Origin of the sequence: uncultured Sneathiella sp. (assembly GCF_963973085.1) — a bacterium.
Taxonomy (GTDB): Bacteria; Pseudomonadota; Alphaproteobacteria; order Sneathiellales; family Sneathiellaceae; genus Sneathiella.
Genome location: NZ_CAXAXA010000006.1, coordinates 51,607 through 68,147, shown reverse-complemented (window position 1 = coordinate 68,147; position 16,541 = coordinate 51,607). Strand labels below are relative to the sequence as shown.

Below are 16,541 nucleotides of genomic sequence, written 5' to 3'. Positions count from 1 at the left end.
ATGAAAATTGAACAGACGATAAGAAAAAACCATGACGCGTACCGTCAATTGTATGAAGAGTTTTCACTGCAAGTTAAAGAGTTACTGCAAAATGCGTGTGAAAGCAGGAAGTGGTATTTCACAGACCGATTAAAGTCGGTGGAATCGTATGCTCTCAAAATCCTGACTGGTAGATATGATAGATATGAGATCGATGACTTTTATGCCTGTACGATTGTAGTGCCCAATCTTACTCTGATAAAAGATGCGCAATCGCTTGTCGAAGATATATTCAAAATAATAGAGAAAAAACCAGGTGATACTATCTATTATCGACCAACAGAGTTTAATTTTGACGGGATTCGTTACTATTGCTCCTTAAAAGAAAGCGTCGTACAAAAGAGCGACAATGGCTTAAAATTTGAAGTTCAAATAAAAACTTTTCTTGAACACGCTTGGTCGGTTGCTACGCATGATTTTTCCTATAAAGGAAAAGAGTTAAGCTGGTCAAAAGAAAGGTTGTCTGCACAAATTAAAGCTATTTTAGATAATGCTGATATGACAATTTTAGAGATGGACAATATTTCTAAGTCGCAACCTCTTAATAAACGTAATCCAAAGTACGACATTATCGTCAAGACAATTGAATTTGTTGAAAGCAAATTTGGCAAGCAACACAATATTGCTCTTCCGGAAGATATGAAGCGATTAGCTAGAGAAATTGATCGGGTACTTAAAACTTCTAAAGTAAAACTTTGTGAACTCGAAATTTTACTGGATGAGGAAACTAAATTAGAGCGGGGTTACAAAACTACAAACCTATCGATATATTCAATTGTCTTAGTCGCCTTATTTAATCAGGCTACAGCGAAATTTGTGGCAGGGCTGACACCTAAACCGAAACGGAACTTCCCTTCCATCATTATTCCTGAAGAAACCCGCTTATACGATGAACTTAAAGATGAAAATCTTGAAGGCGTCACCTTTTTAGAACATATTTCGTAGCATGTCAGATACTAATGCCTACACGCAGCCACTTAACTCTAATGTGGCCATGCTTAGTAAGTTGGAAACAGAAGCCGAGATTAGGTTTACTGGGGCTGTTTATACTCCTTATCCTATTGCAAAAGCTTTGGTGGCTAAGGCTCTTCCATTATGTGAAGTAAAAAACTTGAAGATTCTTGAACCAAGCGTGGGTGATGGTTCTTTCATAGAAGCTTTACTTGAGCATGAAATGTGTTTCGATAATATAACTGCGGTAGACATTGACGATGTCGTTATTCAAAAGCTCTCAAAGTTTTATAGAAAAGAAAAATCTACAAGTTTATCTTTCGTCTCTTCAGATTTTCTTGATTTTGTTTCTGCAAATAATAATGCAGATTACGACTTAATAATCGGCAACCCCCCGTTTATCCGTAAGCATAATTTTTCGAAGAATTTTAAAGAAAAATTGGTCGATCTTAGTAAGGAAGCAAACTACAATCTGAAATACATGCAAAATGCTTGGGCCGCATTTGTCGTCGCGTCAGAAATGCTACTAGCTGCAAAAGGAATCCTAGCATTAGTGCTACCATACGAATTGATTAACGTTGGCTATGGAAAAAAACTAATTTCAGAAATTTTTTCTAGATTTGAACAAGTTGACATATACGTACCAGATGAGAAAGCGTTCAAAAGCATTGACCAAGACGCAGTTATTGTCATTGCACAAAAGAAGAATAGAGGTGCCAAGGGTATTCGTATTTGTAGAGCAACCGATTTGGAGAATCTTGACGCCATTTCTCAACACAAACTGGAAACACACTCTTCAAATGATATGTCGCTGGAGTTAGTGTCGTTTCTTCTCCCAAGAAAAACCACAAGTTCTCTAAAAGAAATACGAGAAAATTTTCAAAAAATAGGGGACTTTTGTACGAGTGCGCCTGGATTAGTCACAGCAGCTAATGATTTTTTTATCCTAACCGAGAACGATACTCGTAAGTATGGTTTATCCAATTGGGTAAAACCAGTCTTAAAAAAGGGGAGTTATCTCACCAAACGGCCTATTTTTTCCCAGGAAGAGATGTGTGACCTTTCAGCAAAAAACTTGCCTACGAACTTTTTGTATTTTGATCCAGTCGACAGTGTTAGTAAAGACGCGAATGCTCAAAAGTAGTTAGCGTCCGGCCTCCTACCCCTTACATCTGATCCTCTGGTCTGCGATTCTGCATCGACTAAGCGGGCAACAGGTGTCCGCTTAACTTAAGCGGACGCTAAGCAATGGCAGAGAGACGCAAACGGCGTAAATGGAGCGATGCGGAGAAGATCAGGATTGTTGCCCAGACCAGGGTGCCGGGTGTATCGGTTCCCGAGGTTGCGCATCGCTATGATTTAAATACCAACATGGTCTTCAAATGGATAAGAGACCCCCGGTATAATTCTGGCGGTGACGATGAACCGAAGGTAATGAGCTTCCTGCCTGTTGAGGTCGCAACCCGTTTGCCAACGACTGAACCGGCTCAGGAACACACGGCCGAACCGGGTTTGATAAAGATAGTTTTGGCAAACGGCCACCACCTGGAGATCAGTGGTGCCTTTGATACAGATACTGTTGTCCGTTTAGCCCGTGGTCTTTCTGAATGATCCCGGTTCCATCGCAAACGAAGATCTGGTTGTGCGCCGGCGTGACCGACATGCGCAAAGGCTTTGCGGGATTGTCATCACTGGCCGAGAAGGTTTTGGGGCAAGACCCGTACTCCGGTCATTTGTTTATCTTTCGCGGTCGCCGGGGCGATCTGATCAAGGTGATCTGGTATGACGGCCAGGGGTCCTGTTTGTTCAGCAAAAGACTGGAACGCGGGCGCTTCGTCTGGCCTTCAAGTGCCGGTGGCAAACTGATATTAAGCCCGGCGCAACTGTCGATGTTGCTTGAAGGCATAGACTGGCGAGCGCCTGAGAGAACGTGGCGGCCACTGACGGCCGGGTGATACAATTATCTCATTAAATCGGCATTTATTTGCCTGCCATGGATTCCCATTACCTGTCTGTTCCGCTATACAATGGCAATGTTAGACAGCCCCTTAAATCTCCCCGATGAACCGGACGAACTGAAGCAACTGGTCGGCACTTTGGCCTCCGAGGTTAAGTCCCAGGCGCTGTTGATCGAGAAGCTCAAACACCAGTTGGCAGGTATGCGTCGGCATCGTTTCGGCGCAAGTTCCGAGGCTCTCGATCAGTTGCAGTTAACCCTTGAGGAAGAAGAAGTGGCTCAGGCAGCTGAGACTGTCAAAACTCAAGATGACGCCCCGTCGGAGCCTGAGACAGAACCGAAGGCCCAGCCCAAGCGTAAACCACTGCCGGATCACCTGCCGCGTCATGAAGAGGTTCTGTCGCCAGGAGAGAACTGCAACAAGTGTGGCGGCTCCTTCAAAACCCTTGGCGAAGATGTCACTGAAGAACTCGAATATGTGCCGGGACGGTTTGTTGTTAACCGGATTGTGCGCCCCCGTATGGCCTGCGCCTGTTGTGAGAGCATTCAACAGGCCGCTTTACCATCTCGCCCGATTGAACGCGGTCGCCCGGGTCCGGGGCTGTTGGCTCATGTTTTGGTCTCAAAGTATGCCGATCACCTTCCCCTCTATCGGCAAAGCCAGATTTTTGAGCGTGAGGGCCTGGACTTGTCGCGCTCGACGTTGGCTGATTGGGTTGGCCAATCAACAGCCCTTCTGGAACCCATGGCTGATGCCATCAGGAAGCACGTTCTTAACGGTCAATCGATCTTTGCCGATGATACGCCGGTCAATATGTTGTCACCAGGCGCTGGTAAAACAAAAACAGCCCGGCTTTGGGCCTACGCGCGTGACGACCGACCCTGGGCCGGAGAAGCGCCTCCTGCTTCATGGTATCAGTTCTCCAAAGACCGAAAAGGCGAACGACCCAACAAACAACTTCTCGATTATGAAGGGTTTATGCATGCCGACGGCTATGCGGGGTTCAATGACCTCTACAGAACCGGCAAAATAACAGAAGTTGCCTGCATGGCCCACATCCGGCGCAAGTTCGTTGATGTGCATAAATCTCAAGGTTCAGCCATCGCTGAGGAAGCCATAAAACGTATTGCCAAACTTTATGGCATCGAGAAAGATGTTCGGGGAAAGCCCCCGGATGAACGATGGAAGGCCCGACAGAGCCAGTCAAAACCCGAGTTTGATGACCTGGAGGTATGGCTGCACGCGCAACTGACCCGAATATCCGGCAAGTCTCCGCTTGCCATGGCCATACGCTATGCTCTGACCCGCATGAAGAAGCTGCGGCCCTGGCTGGATCATGGATTTTTAGAACTTGATAACAACGCCGCTGAAAGATCCATGAGACCGATAGCCCTTGGGCGCAAAAACTATCTGTTCATGGGATCAGAGCGTGGTGGCAAGTCGGCTGCCATCGCCTATACGCTAATCGAAACGGCCAAACTAAACGGCGTTGATCCACAAGCTTGGTTAACCGATGTCCTGACCAGAATTGCCGATCATAAGATCAATCGTGTTGATGAACTGTTGCCTTGGCATTACGCTCAGGTTTGAGCGTAATGTAGTATCGTCAGACCGTCGAGAGGTTGTTCGCCGGACGGTCACTGTCAGATCACCCCAGCACCACGTTTCTCATTGAGATCGAACCCCAATCGAAGCCCTCGTTTGGGAAATGGGCTTGGTCACGGCCGTCGGTTGCGCCGTAGGCGTAAATCAAAGGTAACCAGTGGTCCGGCGTCGGGTGGGCTAGACGCCCGTCGTCGGCATCGGTCCAAGCCGTCAGCAGCGCATCGGTGTCGCGATGAGTGAGCATGGCCTTCACCGTCTCGTCGAATCTCTGCGCCCAATCCGGAGTTTGGGTGTTATTCGCTCTCATCCGCGAAAACGCGTCGCGGAGGTTGTGCACGATGTTGCCGCTGGTGAAAATCAGCACGCCTTCCTCGCGTAGGTCCGCCAACGAACGCGCGAGTTCGAAGTGCCCGCGCACGTCCATTCGGCGGTCAATGCTGAGTTGAATGACCGGCACGTCGGCCTCGGGGTACATCCAGCGCAACACACTCCAGGTCCCGTGATCCAGGCCCCAATCCGAGTTAAGCGATACGCGTTCGTCGCCAAAGAGGTTCCGCACCCGCTTGGCGAGGTCGACCTTGCCCGGTGCGGGGTAGTCAATCTCATAGAGAGCCCGCGGAAAGCCGGAAAAGTCGTGGATGGTCTCTGGCGCGGCGTTAGCCGTCAGCAACGTTCCGTCCAGGAACCAGTGTGCCGAGATCGAGAGGATCGCCTTCGGCTGCGGAACCTCGTTGCGCAGCGCGGCGAACCCCCGACTCCAGGGGTTGTCCTCGATGGCGTTCATCGGGGAGCCATGCCCGGCGAAGATGACCGGCATCCGCCTTCTTTCCGATCTGGTTTCTCGCGATTTCGACATCCATCGACACTCCTTTATTCGTTAGATTTAATCCCCATCGCCTCCTTACGGAGCGAAACGGAGTTTCGGGCCGACCGGCACGATGCCCGACGGGTTGAGCGCCCTGATCGAGTAATATCCCGTCTTGATGTGGTCGAGATTGACCGTCTCGGAGATTCCTGGAAGCGTGTAAATCCGCTCGACATAGGCCGACATTGCGGGATAGTCGGCAAGCTGCCGGATGTTGCACTTGAACAGGCCGTGATAGGCTGCATCGAAACGGACCAGCGTGACAAACAGCCGGATATCGGACTCCGTCAGGTCATCGCCGAAGAGGAAGGCGCGACCATCCGACAGGCGGCCTTCAAGGGTGTCCAGCATCGCGAAGACGTCCGTTACCGCTTCCTCATAGGCCGCTTGGCTGGACGCGAAGCCAGCTTTATAGACGCCGTTGCTAAGCTTCTCGTATATCTCCTTGTTCAGCGCGTCGATTTCCGCACGGCATGCTTGCGGATAGAGATCGACAGTCGCGTCGCCGAAAGTGTCGAACGCCGAATTCAGCATGCGCAGGATGTCGCTCGACTCGTTGTTGACGATGGTCTTCCGTTTCTTGTCCCAGAGGACCGGGACCGTGGCGCGGCCGGTATAGCCCGGATCGGCGCGGGTATAGAGTTCATGCAGATATGTCGCGCCGTTCAACGTATCCGGCCCTGAGCCCGGAAAGTCGCCGAACCGCCATCCCTGATCGGTCAGGGCTGGCTCGACGACTGTCACGCTGATTACGTCGTCGAGCTTTTTCAACTTGCGCGCCATCAGAGTGCGCGATGCCCACGGGCAGATCAGGGCGACATATAGGTGGTAGCGTCCTGGCGCGGCCTTGAAGCCTTCGCTCCCCGTGGGGCTAGCCTCGCCATTGGGCGTTACCCAATGGCGAAAGCTGGAGACCTGCCTAACGAAACGGCCCTTCTCATCTTTTGCCTGAACCGGATCCCAGTCGGCGGTCCATTTACCATCTACAAGCATTGCCTTGCTCCCACTCTTTACGATTGAGCCGCGTGCTGTTTGACCCACGCGACATAGCGATCGACCCAGTCCTGCAGGAACTTGCGACTTCCCTCGCCAATCCCGCCGTCAGCATCGAACAATTCCTCGCTGATCTGGATGAACGCCTCGGGCTGTCCGAGCGTCGGCATGTCCAGATAGGCAAGCGTGTTGCGAAGATGTTGCTGGGCCAGCGCGGTGCCAATCGCGCCGAGGGAGACCCCGATCACGCCCGCCGGTTTGCCCGCCCACACACTCTGCCCGTAAGGCCGGGAGGCATGGTCGATGGCGTTTTTGAGGACACCCGGAACCGAGCGGTTGTATTCCGGCGTGATGAACAGCACGCCATGCGCCGCCTCGATTTCGGATTTCAGCCGCTTCACGGCAGGCGCCTGATTGTCGTCGTCATCCTGGTTGTAGAGCGGCAGGTCGTCGATTTCGACCGGGCGGAACTCCATCTCATCCGGCGCAAGCATTGCCAGCGCCTTCGCCAGCTTCTTGTTGAAGGAGTCGCGGCGCAGACTGCCAACGACTACGGCGATTTCAAATTTACTCATGATTCATTTCCTTTCTTCGATCAGTTGCGTTTTTGCGTCGGAACCCCCGCGAACCCGCCATAGTCGGATTCATCACGGGGCTTCACCAACGCGGTTCAGGAGTCCCGAGAGATAAGTGTCTTCGGATTCAGGGCATAAGGGCCGTCACCCAGAAGGGCCTGGACAACCATCGCCACCGCCCAGAAAGCGGGAAACTCCCAGCCGCCGCCTTCATTCGAAAACAGCCAGCCTGTATCGGCGTGTGCGAAGATGATCGAGCCGATCAAGACAGGGACGAGGGCCAGCGAGACCAGACGCGTATACACGCCGAGGATCAGCGCCGCGCCGCCTCCGACTTCCGCGATCATCGTCAGGTAGGCAAGGAACCCCGGTAGCCCGAGGGACTCGAAGAAGCCTACCGTGCCCGAAGGGGTAAATACAAGTACTTTAAGTAATCCGTGCGCCAGGAACAATACTCCCAAGGAAACGCGCAATAAAAGTGCAGCGTACGGAGCGGTTTTTTCGTCAATCATGGTCGTTCTCCTTTGTTAATAGTGTGCGAATTGAAGCAGGAGCGGATCACTACGCCGCTTCGCGCTCAATCCATGCGGGCGCGATTTGCGTACCCCGTCCAAGGCTGTAGCCAAGTTGGATGTTCAGTGCCGCCAGCGGCTCCAGATAGCGCGCATTTTTAAGCGGGCCTGCATCGACGGCATCGAATCCGGCGGCGTTGATTATTTCGGAAACCACTTTCTTGGCCGCGTCGTCGTCGCCGGCATAAAACACCTGGACCGGGCGTTCGCTGAAGCGGGGGCCTTCCGCGTAGATTTGCGCGAATACCGTATTGAACGCCTTCACCGCGGGCGCGCCCGCCACGCGCTTTTGAATCTCTTCAGCGGCGGAGCTTTCGAAGCCGAGCGTCAGTCCGGAAAAGTCTTCCGTCAACGGATTGGTCGCATCGATTACGATTTTTCCGGAGAGGCTTCCGGCAATAGCGATCACGTCGGCAGTCTCTGCGTAAGGAACGGCAAGAATGACAACGTCCGCATCGCGGACAGCACCGGCAACGTCGCTACCGCGAACATTGCCGCCATACTCTTTGACAAAGGCGTCTGCTGCGGCGTGACCTTTATCTTCGGTGCGCGCGCCGAAAACCACGCCATGCCGTGTCTTCGACAGGACTTTCGCCAGTCCCGTGCCGACATTTCCTGTTCCGATAATCGCAATATTCATAGCTCTAACTCCTTTTTCCGTTCGTGTTTGTTTGTGGCGACCCGTTCGAGAACCGCCTCTACTTTCAGGATATGGATTTATGTAATGTTGATAAAGCCAACTGTTGTAGAATGATTATAAATGATATATTGATAATTAGACGACAGGCCGTCAGTACGATTCGCACACGGCGATGTCCCGCGTTCGAGCGATCTCACTGGGTTTAAGGGACGGATTGGCCGAAATCAGGAGCAGGTGAATATGATCGGGTTTGAATTGTTTGAGGTCCTTGCGCCGTTCGCTGACATGTTCGCGGCGGTCGCCTTTGCGGCATCGGGCGCTCTTGTCGCCTCACGAAAAGGGCTGGATGTTCTGGGCTTTATGTGGCTGGCGGTGCTCACCGGCGTTGGCGGAGGAACTGTTCGCGATCTGGTTCTCGATGTGCCGGTGTTCTGGGTCGTCAATCCGGTGCACCTGACGGCCTGCCTTCTGACGGCCGTCATCGTGTATCTGGCGGCTCCCTGGATAGAATCCCGAAGAACACTCGTGCTGTGGTTCGATGCGCTTGGTCTTGCACTCGTTACCATCGCAGGTACGGCCAAAGGCCTCGATAACGGAACCGGCGCTTTGGTCGCTATCGTTATGGGCGTCGTCACCGGTTCTGTAGGGGGAATCATCCGCGACCTTGTCGGACAGGAACGCTCGGTGATTTTGCGCCGTGACATCTATGTCACGGCCGCAGCGCTTGGCGCGTGCGCCTATGTGGTTTTCGACGCGCTCTCTCTTCCCTGGCTGAATCCCGCCGTCATCGGTGTCTGTGTCACCTTCGCGGTGCGCGGACTAGCGATAAGGTTTAACTGGTCGCTGCCCGGATATCGCAGACCGGCAAAGGCAAGCAGCGAAACAGCCGGAGGCGAAAATGGGTAGTGATTTTACGCAGGCAGACGTGCCGGGTTCGCTTTCGGAGCATCATGCTTTTCGAAGAATAACAGGTAAAAATGGACACGATTGACGGAATGCGGACATTCGTAGCCGTGGTAAAGGAGGGCTCCTTTACGTCGGCGGCAAAGCGGCGGGATATGTCCACCGCTCTCGTCAGTAAGTATGTCGGCCAACTCGAAGACCAGCTCGGCGTCCGGTTGCTTAACCGTACAACGCGTTCGCTTACACTGACCGAAATCGGCGCCGTATATTTCGAGCGCTGCCAGCAACTGCTTGATGATTTTGACGAGCTTGAAGCGACCGTGCAGGACCGCGACGCAGCGCCGCGCGGGACATTGATCGTCTCTGCTCCGGTCACATTTGGAGAGATGTACCTGACGGATGCTATGGCGCAGTTTCTGGCGCAGCATCAGGAAGTCCGGATCGACTTCCGCCTTACTGACCGTCTGGTGAATCTCGTGGAAGAAGGGGTGGATGTTGCAATCCGCATAGCCGAACTTGCGGATTCGTCACTCATCGCACGCCGCCTTGCACCGGCACGTATCGTGGTGTGCGCTTCGCCTGAATATCTCAAGCGCCACGGCGCGCCGCAGCGGCCTGACGATTTGCTTGAGCATTGTTGTATTGTCGACACGAACTTTCGAAGCGGTTCGCTCTGGCAGTTCAACGAAGACGGTGGCCATAAAACGATAAACGTTGACGGACGTTTCACCGTAAACAATGCAGAATCCGTGCGCAGAATGCTTTTGGCCGATGTGGGTATCGCCCTGATACCGACATTCGCGGTCGGGCCAGATATCCGTGAGGGCCGCCTGAAAATTCTGCTCGAAGAATATGAAGGTTCCAACCTGGGGGTATACGCAGTGTATGCCCATAGTCGTCATCTTGCGGCAAAAGTCCGCGCCTTCGTGGACTTCTCTGTGAAGTCTTTCGGTTCATCTCCGGAATGGGACCGGTACTAATTACTTCTACTATTTGACGTGAGGGAGAGGGTATGACGATTGAACGCATAATAAACAAGCGCATTCATGATCTGGGGGGAGGCTTCGAGGTCGGGCGCGTTCTTCCCTTCCGCGCACGTCGCATGGTCGGCCCGTTTATCTTTTTCGATCATTTAGGTCCCCTGGAATTGGCAACGGGTATTCCAAGAGAACTGGATGTCCTGCCCCACCCGCATATCGGCCTTTCGACAGTTACTTATCTCTATTCCGGTCAAATAACCCACCGCGATAGTCTTGGTTTCGAGCAGGAGATCAGGCCGGGTGAGGTCAACTGGATGGTCGCGGGTAGCGGCATCACTCATAGCGAGCGCCTGGAGTATGCACGCACGCACGGTGCAAACATTCACGGCATTCAGGCCTGGGTCGCGTTGCCCACTGAATGTGAGGAAATTACCCCGTCGTTCCACCATCATGCGGGTGCTGATCTTCCTGAATGGGAAGAAGCGGGCGTCAAGGGGAGACTGATCGCAGGCGAAGCAGAAGGGCTCAAATCCGGTGTGCATGTGCACTCGCCCTTATTTTACCAGCACTGGGAAATGGATGCTGATGCTCGCCGAAGCCTGACCACTGCCTATCCAGAGCGGGCTATTTACTGCGCGCGAGGTAAGGTAGAGATCGGAAGCACTTTTTTAAGCGCTGGTCAGATGGCAGTTCTGAACGAAGGGCGGTTAGCGGATGTTGTCGCGTGTCAGCCGTCAATCGTGATGGTGCTTGGTGGAGAGCCCCTCGGCCAACGCTACCTTCTCTGGAACTTTGTATCGTCCAGTAAGGAGCGGCTGGAACAGGCAAAAGAAGACTGGAAGGCAGGGCGCATGAAACTGCCAGATGCGGACAATCTCGAATTTGTTCCCTTTCCGGAGGACTGAAGATAGTGACGGTCCAGCCTTTAACCGCGATGCCAGTCTGACGGTTACACATTCTGGAAGGTGGGGGAGGCCGGACGCTTACCAAAAGTATATAGAATATGGAGAATCACTAGGAATTAATAAACGATACAAATGTAGGCAGCGACAGGATTGGTACAAAGTTCCTCTAGGCAAAATAGCAGAGGGGTTTTTCTTCAAGCGTTCATTTTATTACCCGCGTTTATGTATTAATGAAGCTAAAGTCCTCACAACAGATACTGCGTATGGAATTAGCTGTTTTGAGAACTATTCGATGAAAGGGCTTTGTTTTTCGTTCTATAATTCTATTACACAATTATTTGCTGAAATAGATGGACGTTTCTACGGTGGCGGCGTTCTGGAATTGACACCTAAAGAGTTTAGAGGGTTGCCGGTATTATATCATGAACCATCAAAAGAAGAGTTTGACGCATTTCTTGCGGTGCATGATGCTTCTGAAGATATCTCTAAAAGTTTATTAGATTTCGGCGATCAATGGTTAAGCGAAAATAGTAGTTTTACCGCCAAAGATATGAATATGTATCGCCAAGCATGGGATACCCTTCGACGTCACAGACTCCGTCATTCAAGAAATGCAGTGCCAACGAGTCCAAACAATGGGCAACTGTAAGCTCAGCTGACTGAAAGTTCTAGTCGAGGAATTTCTGCATCTAAAGGAAGTTGTTTTGACGATGCCACTACCTTGTCTTGATATCTTCCAGCACCCAGTTGTATTGCGAAGCCTTTCGTATAGTGATCTGAAATGTTCCCTTTCAGCATTCATGAGACAGGGAACGGTTAATAAGGTGTTTTTTATTGATTAGACTCGAAATGTTGACCAAGCGCAGCGTTTAGTGCTTTTAAACGCCTGTATGGTTTATCGCGATATATCCATGATTTCTCTTCGCGCTGTTCATCCTTCGCAATCTGGTGCAGCGTTATTTCAACAACATTGTCGACACGCATCAGTGAAAAACGGGCATTATTCGCACCCTGCTACGAAATATGTTGCAGTGCGAGATCAAGTTGCTCAACATTATTTGCAAGGATTTTCAGCATGAATTAGCTTAGTCACGCTCCGGCGCTGACATGAAGCTGAACACCTTCATGCTGTCGCAGCGAGGCCATAAGCTTGGAGATATTCCCAAGACTGGGATTACCGCTTGCACTGAGCATACGCATCAGGCTTTGAGGTTTTTTATCTGTAAGGGTGCCGAGTTCCTGAAACCCGATAGTGGCGTTCACATAATCGCGTAGCAATGTTTTTGCCACATCCACTTCATTATTGAGAATGCATTCCGCCGCTTCTGTAAGCAGACCAACACGGAAGTCAGGGTCATTTTGCGCCCGCTGCTTGATGGTGTCTTTAAAATCACGTGTTAAAGCCATGGCTTTATCCTTTTCTCTTTCGGGTTTTGTAATCCTTCCAGTGCAGCTTTGCAGTCTCGATATCGCGGCTTTGCCGCTTTTTCGTACCGCCTCCTAAAAGGATCACCAGCTTATCGCCATCCTTGCCGAAATAAATTCGGTAGGCAGGGCCAAAATCAAGCCTATATTCGCTTACGCCCTGCCCTACGGATTTCACATTCGAGAAATTGCCGTTTTCCATGCGGGCTATGGCTGTACGAACCTTTAGCGCTGCGTGAACATTGAGGCTAGCGAACCAATTCGAATAAGGGTGCGATCCGTCTTCATTCTCAAATTCTACAACAACGATCATATTTATATGATAACATTTATGTTATTATCAAGCAATATCTAGTTTTACGGACTTTGAAGAACAATTGAGCTTATCGGCTTCCCCGCCCACATCTTCGAAAAACCGATCAAGCGCACTAAAACCAGACAGCGCAGCTAGCTGCGCTGTCTGGTCCGAGGGAGCAACTATACAACTTTCTCAAAGAGCTTTTTAACTGCCGCCCACTGGTCCATTGGGGGCAAGCCTTTGCGCTTGGTGTAGCCTTGCATTGGAAAGCGCATATAGCGTGGATGCCAGTCTTCGGGCATCTCAGAACCATTGCGGTCTTCCAGAAAGACTTTAATGGTCTCTTTTTGCAGCTTGGCGGTTTTGGTAACGCCATCTTTAGCAATGCGTTTTCCTGCAACCTCGCCAAGGATTGCATTGATGGCGGGTTTGTCGCGCAAAAGATCAAAAAACGTGTCTTCCGGCTCCCACCAATTCGCCATATCCACACTCAGGATTTGACCAAGCCCCTCAATAATGGGCGTGCCTGATGCAAGGGTTTCACCCATAGCAAAGGCAAGTACTCGCATTACCTCATTATCTTTAAGCTGCAAAGTCCTTGCAAATACAGCGGGAAGTTCCTGCACTCTTGAAAATCCATGGTTTTTCATCAGAGATTCACGCTCATCACCAAACCCTATGAGCTTCTTGATCGCTTCACGCTCCTTGGCAAAAGCCTTTTGCGCCTTGCTGGCTTCAATGCTTTGGGCGATTGCCTCATTGCCGCCCGCTCTCTGCGGCTCGGGCTTGACCTCCCATAAATCAGAGCCAGCAATGACATGGGCCACCATGAGCCGCAAAGCAATTTGCGGGGCTTTAAGTAACTCGACCCTGACCGCATTATGACGGTGCAGTTCAAGATAGCGGATCGCCGCTTTTGACAGTTCAGGCTTGGGGTTGGCTTTAACCTCGCCGCCCTCTTTCGCCGCTGCGTGGTCAAGGCGTTTGGCTTCTTTTTCTTCCAGCCAACCTTCATGAAACTCAACCTCACCATCGGAGCCACAGCGGATAAAAACCTTGCCGCCTTCCTTCTTACTGCGCTTTACCCTTTCATAGTTGCTCCAGTAATTCGAGTTTTCCAAGACAACGGCATCTGACCATCCATCTTCCAGATAGCGCTGCTGACGCTCGCCTACGACTTGCATTTGAAGTGTCCAGAACTTCCCAACATCATCAAAAAACTGTCCTTCTTCGAAGAGGTCCGTAATGATTTTTCCATTATAGATTTCAAGCGGGAAAAGCGCATGTGATACGGAGATTTCTTTGCCGCCAAACAGCCATGCTTTGAGCCATCTTCCGGTAGGTTCGCTTTCTTCTGGATCGCGGAAGAGTTTGAACCATGTTTTTTGCTGGGCCTTGCTCGCCATCGTCAAAGCCCGCAAGGTTTGGGCGTTAATCTCGTCTTTGCGGTAAGCGTTAAGAATGGGCGCATGAAGATTGGCTATCGCCAGCCTTTTAGAAACCAATAATTCGGTCACACCAAAATGCGCCGCAATATCTTCGATTGATTGGCCCTGTTTTTTAAGCATTGCAAAGGCTTCATACTGATCGATTTCATCCATCGGGAGGCGGGCGATATTTTCAGCTAGTGAGGCTTCAACAGCTTTGGCGTCTTCGCCGTCTTCAAGGATGATGCAAGGCAGCGGTTCAACTTCCCCGCCCTCTTCGGCAATAAGCTGACAGGTTCGCAAACGCCGTCCACCTGCTATAACCTCGTAGCCTTCGCAGTTCGGACGCACCAAGAGCGATTGAATAACGCCGATATTACGGATGCTCGGCAGCAAATCACTCACATCATCGCCGCCATGCTTACGCACGTTAACAGGTGAGATTTTTAGATTTTTGAGTTCGATATGTTCAAGTTTCATTGTTTTCTTCCTTCTATAAAGTTGGTTTCGCATCACACCGACACGCAGGAACGCACTAGCTAGGAGAGAGCCAATGCGCTCGCGCAAAGCGGCCCTAATACTCATCGGCAAGCATGATGGTGAGGACGCGGAAGGTTTTTTCGGGGTCTGCAGGGTCTTCGCTTAAATGCTGGCGGTCCGGCGCGTAGTAATCGAACTTCCAAAAAACCGTTCCCGCGCCTTCAATCTCAAGACTGCCAAAATCATGTTCACCACACGGATCGTTTGCCTCGGTAAATTCATCAAAGTTGCGGGTCTTGATGCAGATTTCGGCTTGAACCTCGCTCGGCAAATTGGCGACGCCTTGCGTAAAAATAATCACGCCCTCCCCTGTTCGCTCTGTTCGAAACACGCCCACTTGTGAACGGCAACGGTCATTTAATTCCGCAATGCGCTGCGCCTTAAGGTCTTGGTCGTCTGTGTGATTACTCATTGCGCAACCTCCTGTTCAGAGATGGTCAAAGGCGCGGCATGAGCCTCGGCGCTTTCCAGCGCAAAATCTGCTGCTTTCTGAGCGTGGCTTGCCGCGCTGATAATGAATTTTGGATCGCTGCGCTGATTGGTGAGCCAACCCTTGATATATTGGGCGTGATCGAGGCGCGGGGTTTGCGAAAGGCCAAGCGCGCCGCAAAGCATGGCGCTGCCAAGCTCGGCAACCAGTTCTTCAAAAGCGTAAGCCTGATCGCCAAAACGCCCTGACATATCGCGGTTCAGACGGTTTGCATTGCCTGTTGAATGGGTGATTTCATGGGCGAAGACGCTGTAATAGCTCTGGGGACAATCAAACTGACCAAGCTCGGGCATGGCGATATGCTCGGCAATACCTCCGGCGTAATAGGCACGATCAGAAACCCGCACAGGCAAACGCTCGCCAGCAATATAGTTTTTGACGAAACTCTCAGCCTCGGCAATCGGGTTATGGTCCTTGAGTTTGTCTTTAAATTTCTGCTCTACGCCCCGCGCATGCTCGCCTTCCACCTGCTCGGAATTGAACACGCGAAAATAACGGGTAGATACGGCACCAATTTTGCCGCTGTCATTGCCTTCATCATCCGTTTCATTAAAAAATTTCCACAAAACGACAATCTGCGAGCGCTCGCCTTTACGAACATTGCACTCTTTATCCTGCCACTGTTTGAAGGTTGCCCATAGGTTCGAGGCGTAGCCCGAATGAGACAGCAAAATATGATTGATGCCTCTATATGCTGTGCCCCTTAGATTGATGGGGGAGTGCCCCACACAAAACCACGGCGTTTTAAAATTGTTGGGGTCAACCTGCTCCAGTTGCCTGATGATTTGGTCTGTGACCATTTGATAAATTTTGTTCGACATTTCATTTGCTCCTTTGGTTCCTTTTTGGCACCGGATGGGCCAATTTCTCTGCACAACCGCGCGCATGAACCCTTGGCTAGCGCCGAGCGTCAGAACAAAAAAAGCCCCCGCACGTCTCTTTTTGCGGGGGCTTTTCTGGCGGGAGATCGAAGAGCGGATGCCTCAAGCACTTTTTGTACGCCACACGGATATTTGGCGCGGGCCAGCGTACAAAAAGTGTTTGAAACAGGTATCCGAAATTCGATGTAAGCTTGGAATTTGGGTTCCAAGCGCACCTTTTTTCAGGTGCGCTTTTTAAAACAGCTCATGCGCCGGCGGCGCATGCCTTTTCTCTCACTTTACACCAAGGATCGTGACCCGTATGGGGAGAAACCGCTTTTTCGCGGGTTCGACAATGCTTGGTGAATGAATATGAGCCTAGCGGCGTAGAGCCTGACGCGCTGCATTTTGCAGCGGGGGGGCGGGTCGCTACTTTGCTTATTTTATCTTCAAATTGAAAAACAAATAACCGCCGTTACGGTGGATGGTTTCCGCCGATGTATGACGACGGTGAG

19 protein-coding genes are annotated in these 16,541 nt (G+C 51.2%); 9 read left to right on the top strand and 10 right to left on the bottom strand.

All coding sequences use genetic code 11. The features are described from left to right. The 5 genes from AACZ19_RS14650 to AACZ19_RS14630 all read left to right on the top strand — a co-directional run bounded on the left by AACZ19_RS14650 (nt 1) and on the right by AACZ19_RS14630 (nt 4,538). Nucleotides 1-984 (top strand): RelA/SpoT domain-containing protein, encoded by a 984-nt coding sequence (locus AACZ19_RS14650; protein ID WP_339635221.1) that lies wholly within the window; start codon nt 1-3, stop codon nt 982-984. 1 nt (nt 985) lies between these two features. Beyond that, nucleotides 986-2,134, top strand: a complete 1,149-nt coding sequence (locus tag AACZ19_RS14645) for a class I SAM-dependent methyltransferase (RefSeq protein WP_339635220.1) — start codon at nt 986-988, stop codon at nt 2,132-2,134. A 104-nt stretch (nt 2,135-2,238) separates the two neighbouring features. Beyond that, on the top strand, nt 2,239-2,601 hold the full coding sequence (locus tag AACZ19_RS14640; protein ID WP_339635219.1) for a transposase: 363 nt from the start codon (nt 2,239-2,241) through the stop codon (nt 2,599-2,601). Continuing rightward, complete coding sequence (gene tnpB / locus AACZ19_RS14635) at nt 2,598-2,945, top strand: IS66 family insertion sequence element accessory protein TnpB (protein ID WP_339635218.1); 348 nt, start codon at nt 2,598-2,600, stop codon at nt 2,943-2,945. The genes AACZ19_RS14640 and tnpB overlap by 4 nt, the downstream gene beginning before the upstream one ends. Before the next feature lie 78 nt (nt 2,946-3,023). Then, nucleotides 3,024-4,538, top strand: a complete 1,515-nt coding sequence (locus AACZ19_RS14630) for an IS66 family transposase (protein WP_339635217.1) — start codon at nt 3,024-3,026, stop codon at nt 4,536-4,538. Between the two features lie 58 nt (nt 4,539-4,596). On the opposite strand, the gene ygiD is transcribed toward AACZ19_RS14630, so the two are convergent. The 5 genes from ygiD to AACZ19_RS14605 all read right to left on the bottom strand — a co-directional run bounded on the left by ygiD (nt 4,597) and on the right by AACZ19_RS14605 (nt 8,198). After that, nucleotides 4,597-5,409, bottom strand: coding sequence for a 4,5-DOPA dioxygenase extradiol (gene ygiD, locus AACZ19_RS14625; protein WP_339635216.1), 813 nt, complete (start codon nt 5,407-5,409; stop codon nt 4,597-4,599). Nucleotides 5,410-5,454: 45 nt separating this feature from the next. Further along, on the bottom strand, nt 5,455-6,411 hold the full coding sequence (locus AACZ19_RS14620) for a glutathione S-transferase family protein (RefSeq protein WP_339635215.1): 957 nt from the start codon (nt 6,409-6,411) through the stop codon (nt 5,455-5,457). A 17-nt stretch (nt 6,412-6,428) separates the two neighbouring features. Continuing rightward, nucleotides 6,429-6,986, bottom strand: a complete 558-nt coding sequence (locus tag AACZ19_RS14615; protein ID WP_339635214.1) for an NAD(P)H-dependent oxidoreductase — start codon at nt 6,984-6,986, stop codon at nt 6,429-6,431. 95 nt (nt 6,987-7,081) lie between these two features. Beyond that, the gene (locus AACZ19_RS14610) at nt 7,082-7,498 is read right to left on the bottom strand and encodes a DoxX family protein (RefSeq protein ID WP_339635213.1); all 417 of its coding nucleotides are present in this window, start codon (nt 7,496-7,498) and stop codon (nt 7,082-7,084) included. 49 nt (nt 7,499-7,547) lie between these two features. Next, nucleotides 7,548-8,198, bottom strand: a complete 651-nt coding sequence (locus tag AACZ19_RS14605) for an NADPH-dependent F420 reductase (RefSeq protein ID WP_339635212.1) — start codon at nt 8,196-8,198, stop codon at nt 7,548-7,550. A gap of 240 nt (nt 8,199-8,438) precedes the next feature. Here AACZ19_RS14605 and AACZ19_RS14600 point away from each other — a divergent pair, with 240 nt between their 5' ends. The 4 genes from AACZ19_RS14600 (at nt 8,439) to AACZ19_RS14585 (ending at nt 11,635) form a co-directional block, all read left to right on the top strand. Beyond that, nucleotides 8,439-9,104 (top strand): trimeric intracellular cation channel family protein, encoded by a 666-nt coding sequence (locus tag AACZ19_RS14600; RefSeq protein WP_339635211.1) that lies wholly within the window; start codon nt 8,439-8,441, stop codon nt 9,102-9,104. An 89-nt stretch (nt 9,105-9,193) separates the two neighbouring features. Next, nucleotides 9,194-10,081, top strand: coding sequence for a LysR family transcriptional regulator (locus tag AACZ19_RS14595; protein ID WP_339635210.1), 888 nt, complete (start codon nt 9,194-9,196; stop codon nt 10,079-10,081). 32 nt (nt 10,082-10,113) lie between these two features. Beyond that, nucleotides 10,114-10,986, top strand: coding sequence for a pirin family protein (locus AACZ19_RS14590; RefSeq protein WP_339635209.1), 873 nt, complete (start codon nt 10,114-10,116; stop codon nt 10,984-10,986). Next, nucleotides 10,946-11,635, top strand: a complete 690-nt coding sequence (locus AACZ19_RS14585) for a hypothetical protein (protein ID WP_339635208.1) — start codon at nt 10,946-10,948, stop codon at nt 11,633-11,635. The genes AACZ19_RS14590 and AACZ19_RS14585 overlap by 41 nt, the downstream gene beginning before the upstream one ends. Nucleotides 11,636-12,075: 440 nt before the next feature. On the opposite strand, the gene AACZ19_RS14580 is transcribed toward AACZ19_RS14585, so the two are convergent. The 5 genes from AACZ19_RS14580 to AACZ19_RS14560 form a co-directional block, all read right to left on the bottom strand. After that, complete coding sequence (locus AACZ19_RS14580; RefSeq protein WP_339635207.1) at nt 12,076-12,393, bottom strand: transcriptional regulator; 318 nt, start codon at nt 12,391-12,393, stop codon at nt 12,076-12,078. Nucleotides 12,394-12,397: 4 nt separating this feature from the next. Then, complete coding sequence (locus AACZ19_RS14575; RefSeq protein WP_339635206.1) at nt 12,398-12,724, bottom strand: type II toxin-antitoxin system RelE/ParE family toxin; 327 nt, start codon at nt 12,722-12,724, stop codon at nt 12,398-12,400. A gap of 164 nt (nt 12,725-12,888) precedes the next feature. Then, nucleotides 12,889-14,616 (bottom strand): ParB/RepB/Spo0J family partition protein, encoded by a 1,728-nt coding sequence (locus AACZ19_RS14570; protein WP_339635205.1) that lies wholly within the window; start codon nt 14,614-14,616, stop codon nt 12,889-12,891. 94 nt (nt 14,617-14,710) lie between these two features. Beyond that, nucleotides 14,711-15,088: a DUF3768 domain-containing protein gene (locus AACZ19_RS14565; protein WP_339635204.1), complete on the bottom strand. Its 378-nt coding sequence runs from the start codon at nt 15,086-15,088 to the stop codon at nt 14,711-14,713. Then, nucleotides 15,085-15,987, bottom strand: coding sequence for a zincin-like metallopeptidase domain-containing protein (locus AACZ19_RS14560; RefSeq protein WP_339635203.1), 903 nt, complete (start codon nt 15,985-15,987; stop codon nt 15,085-15,087). Before AACZ19_RS14560 ends, AACZ19_RS14565 begins: the two co-directional genes overlap by 4 nt. Nucleotides 15,988-16,541: the final 554 nt, after the last annotated feature.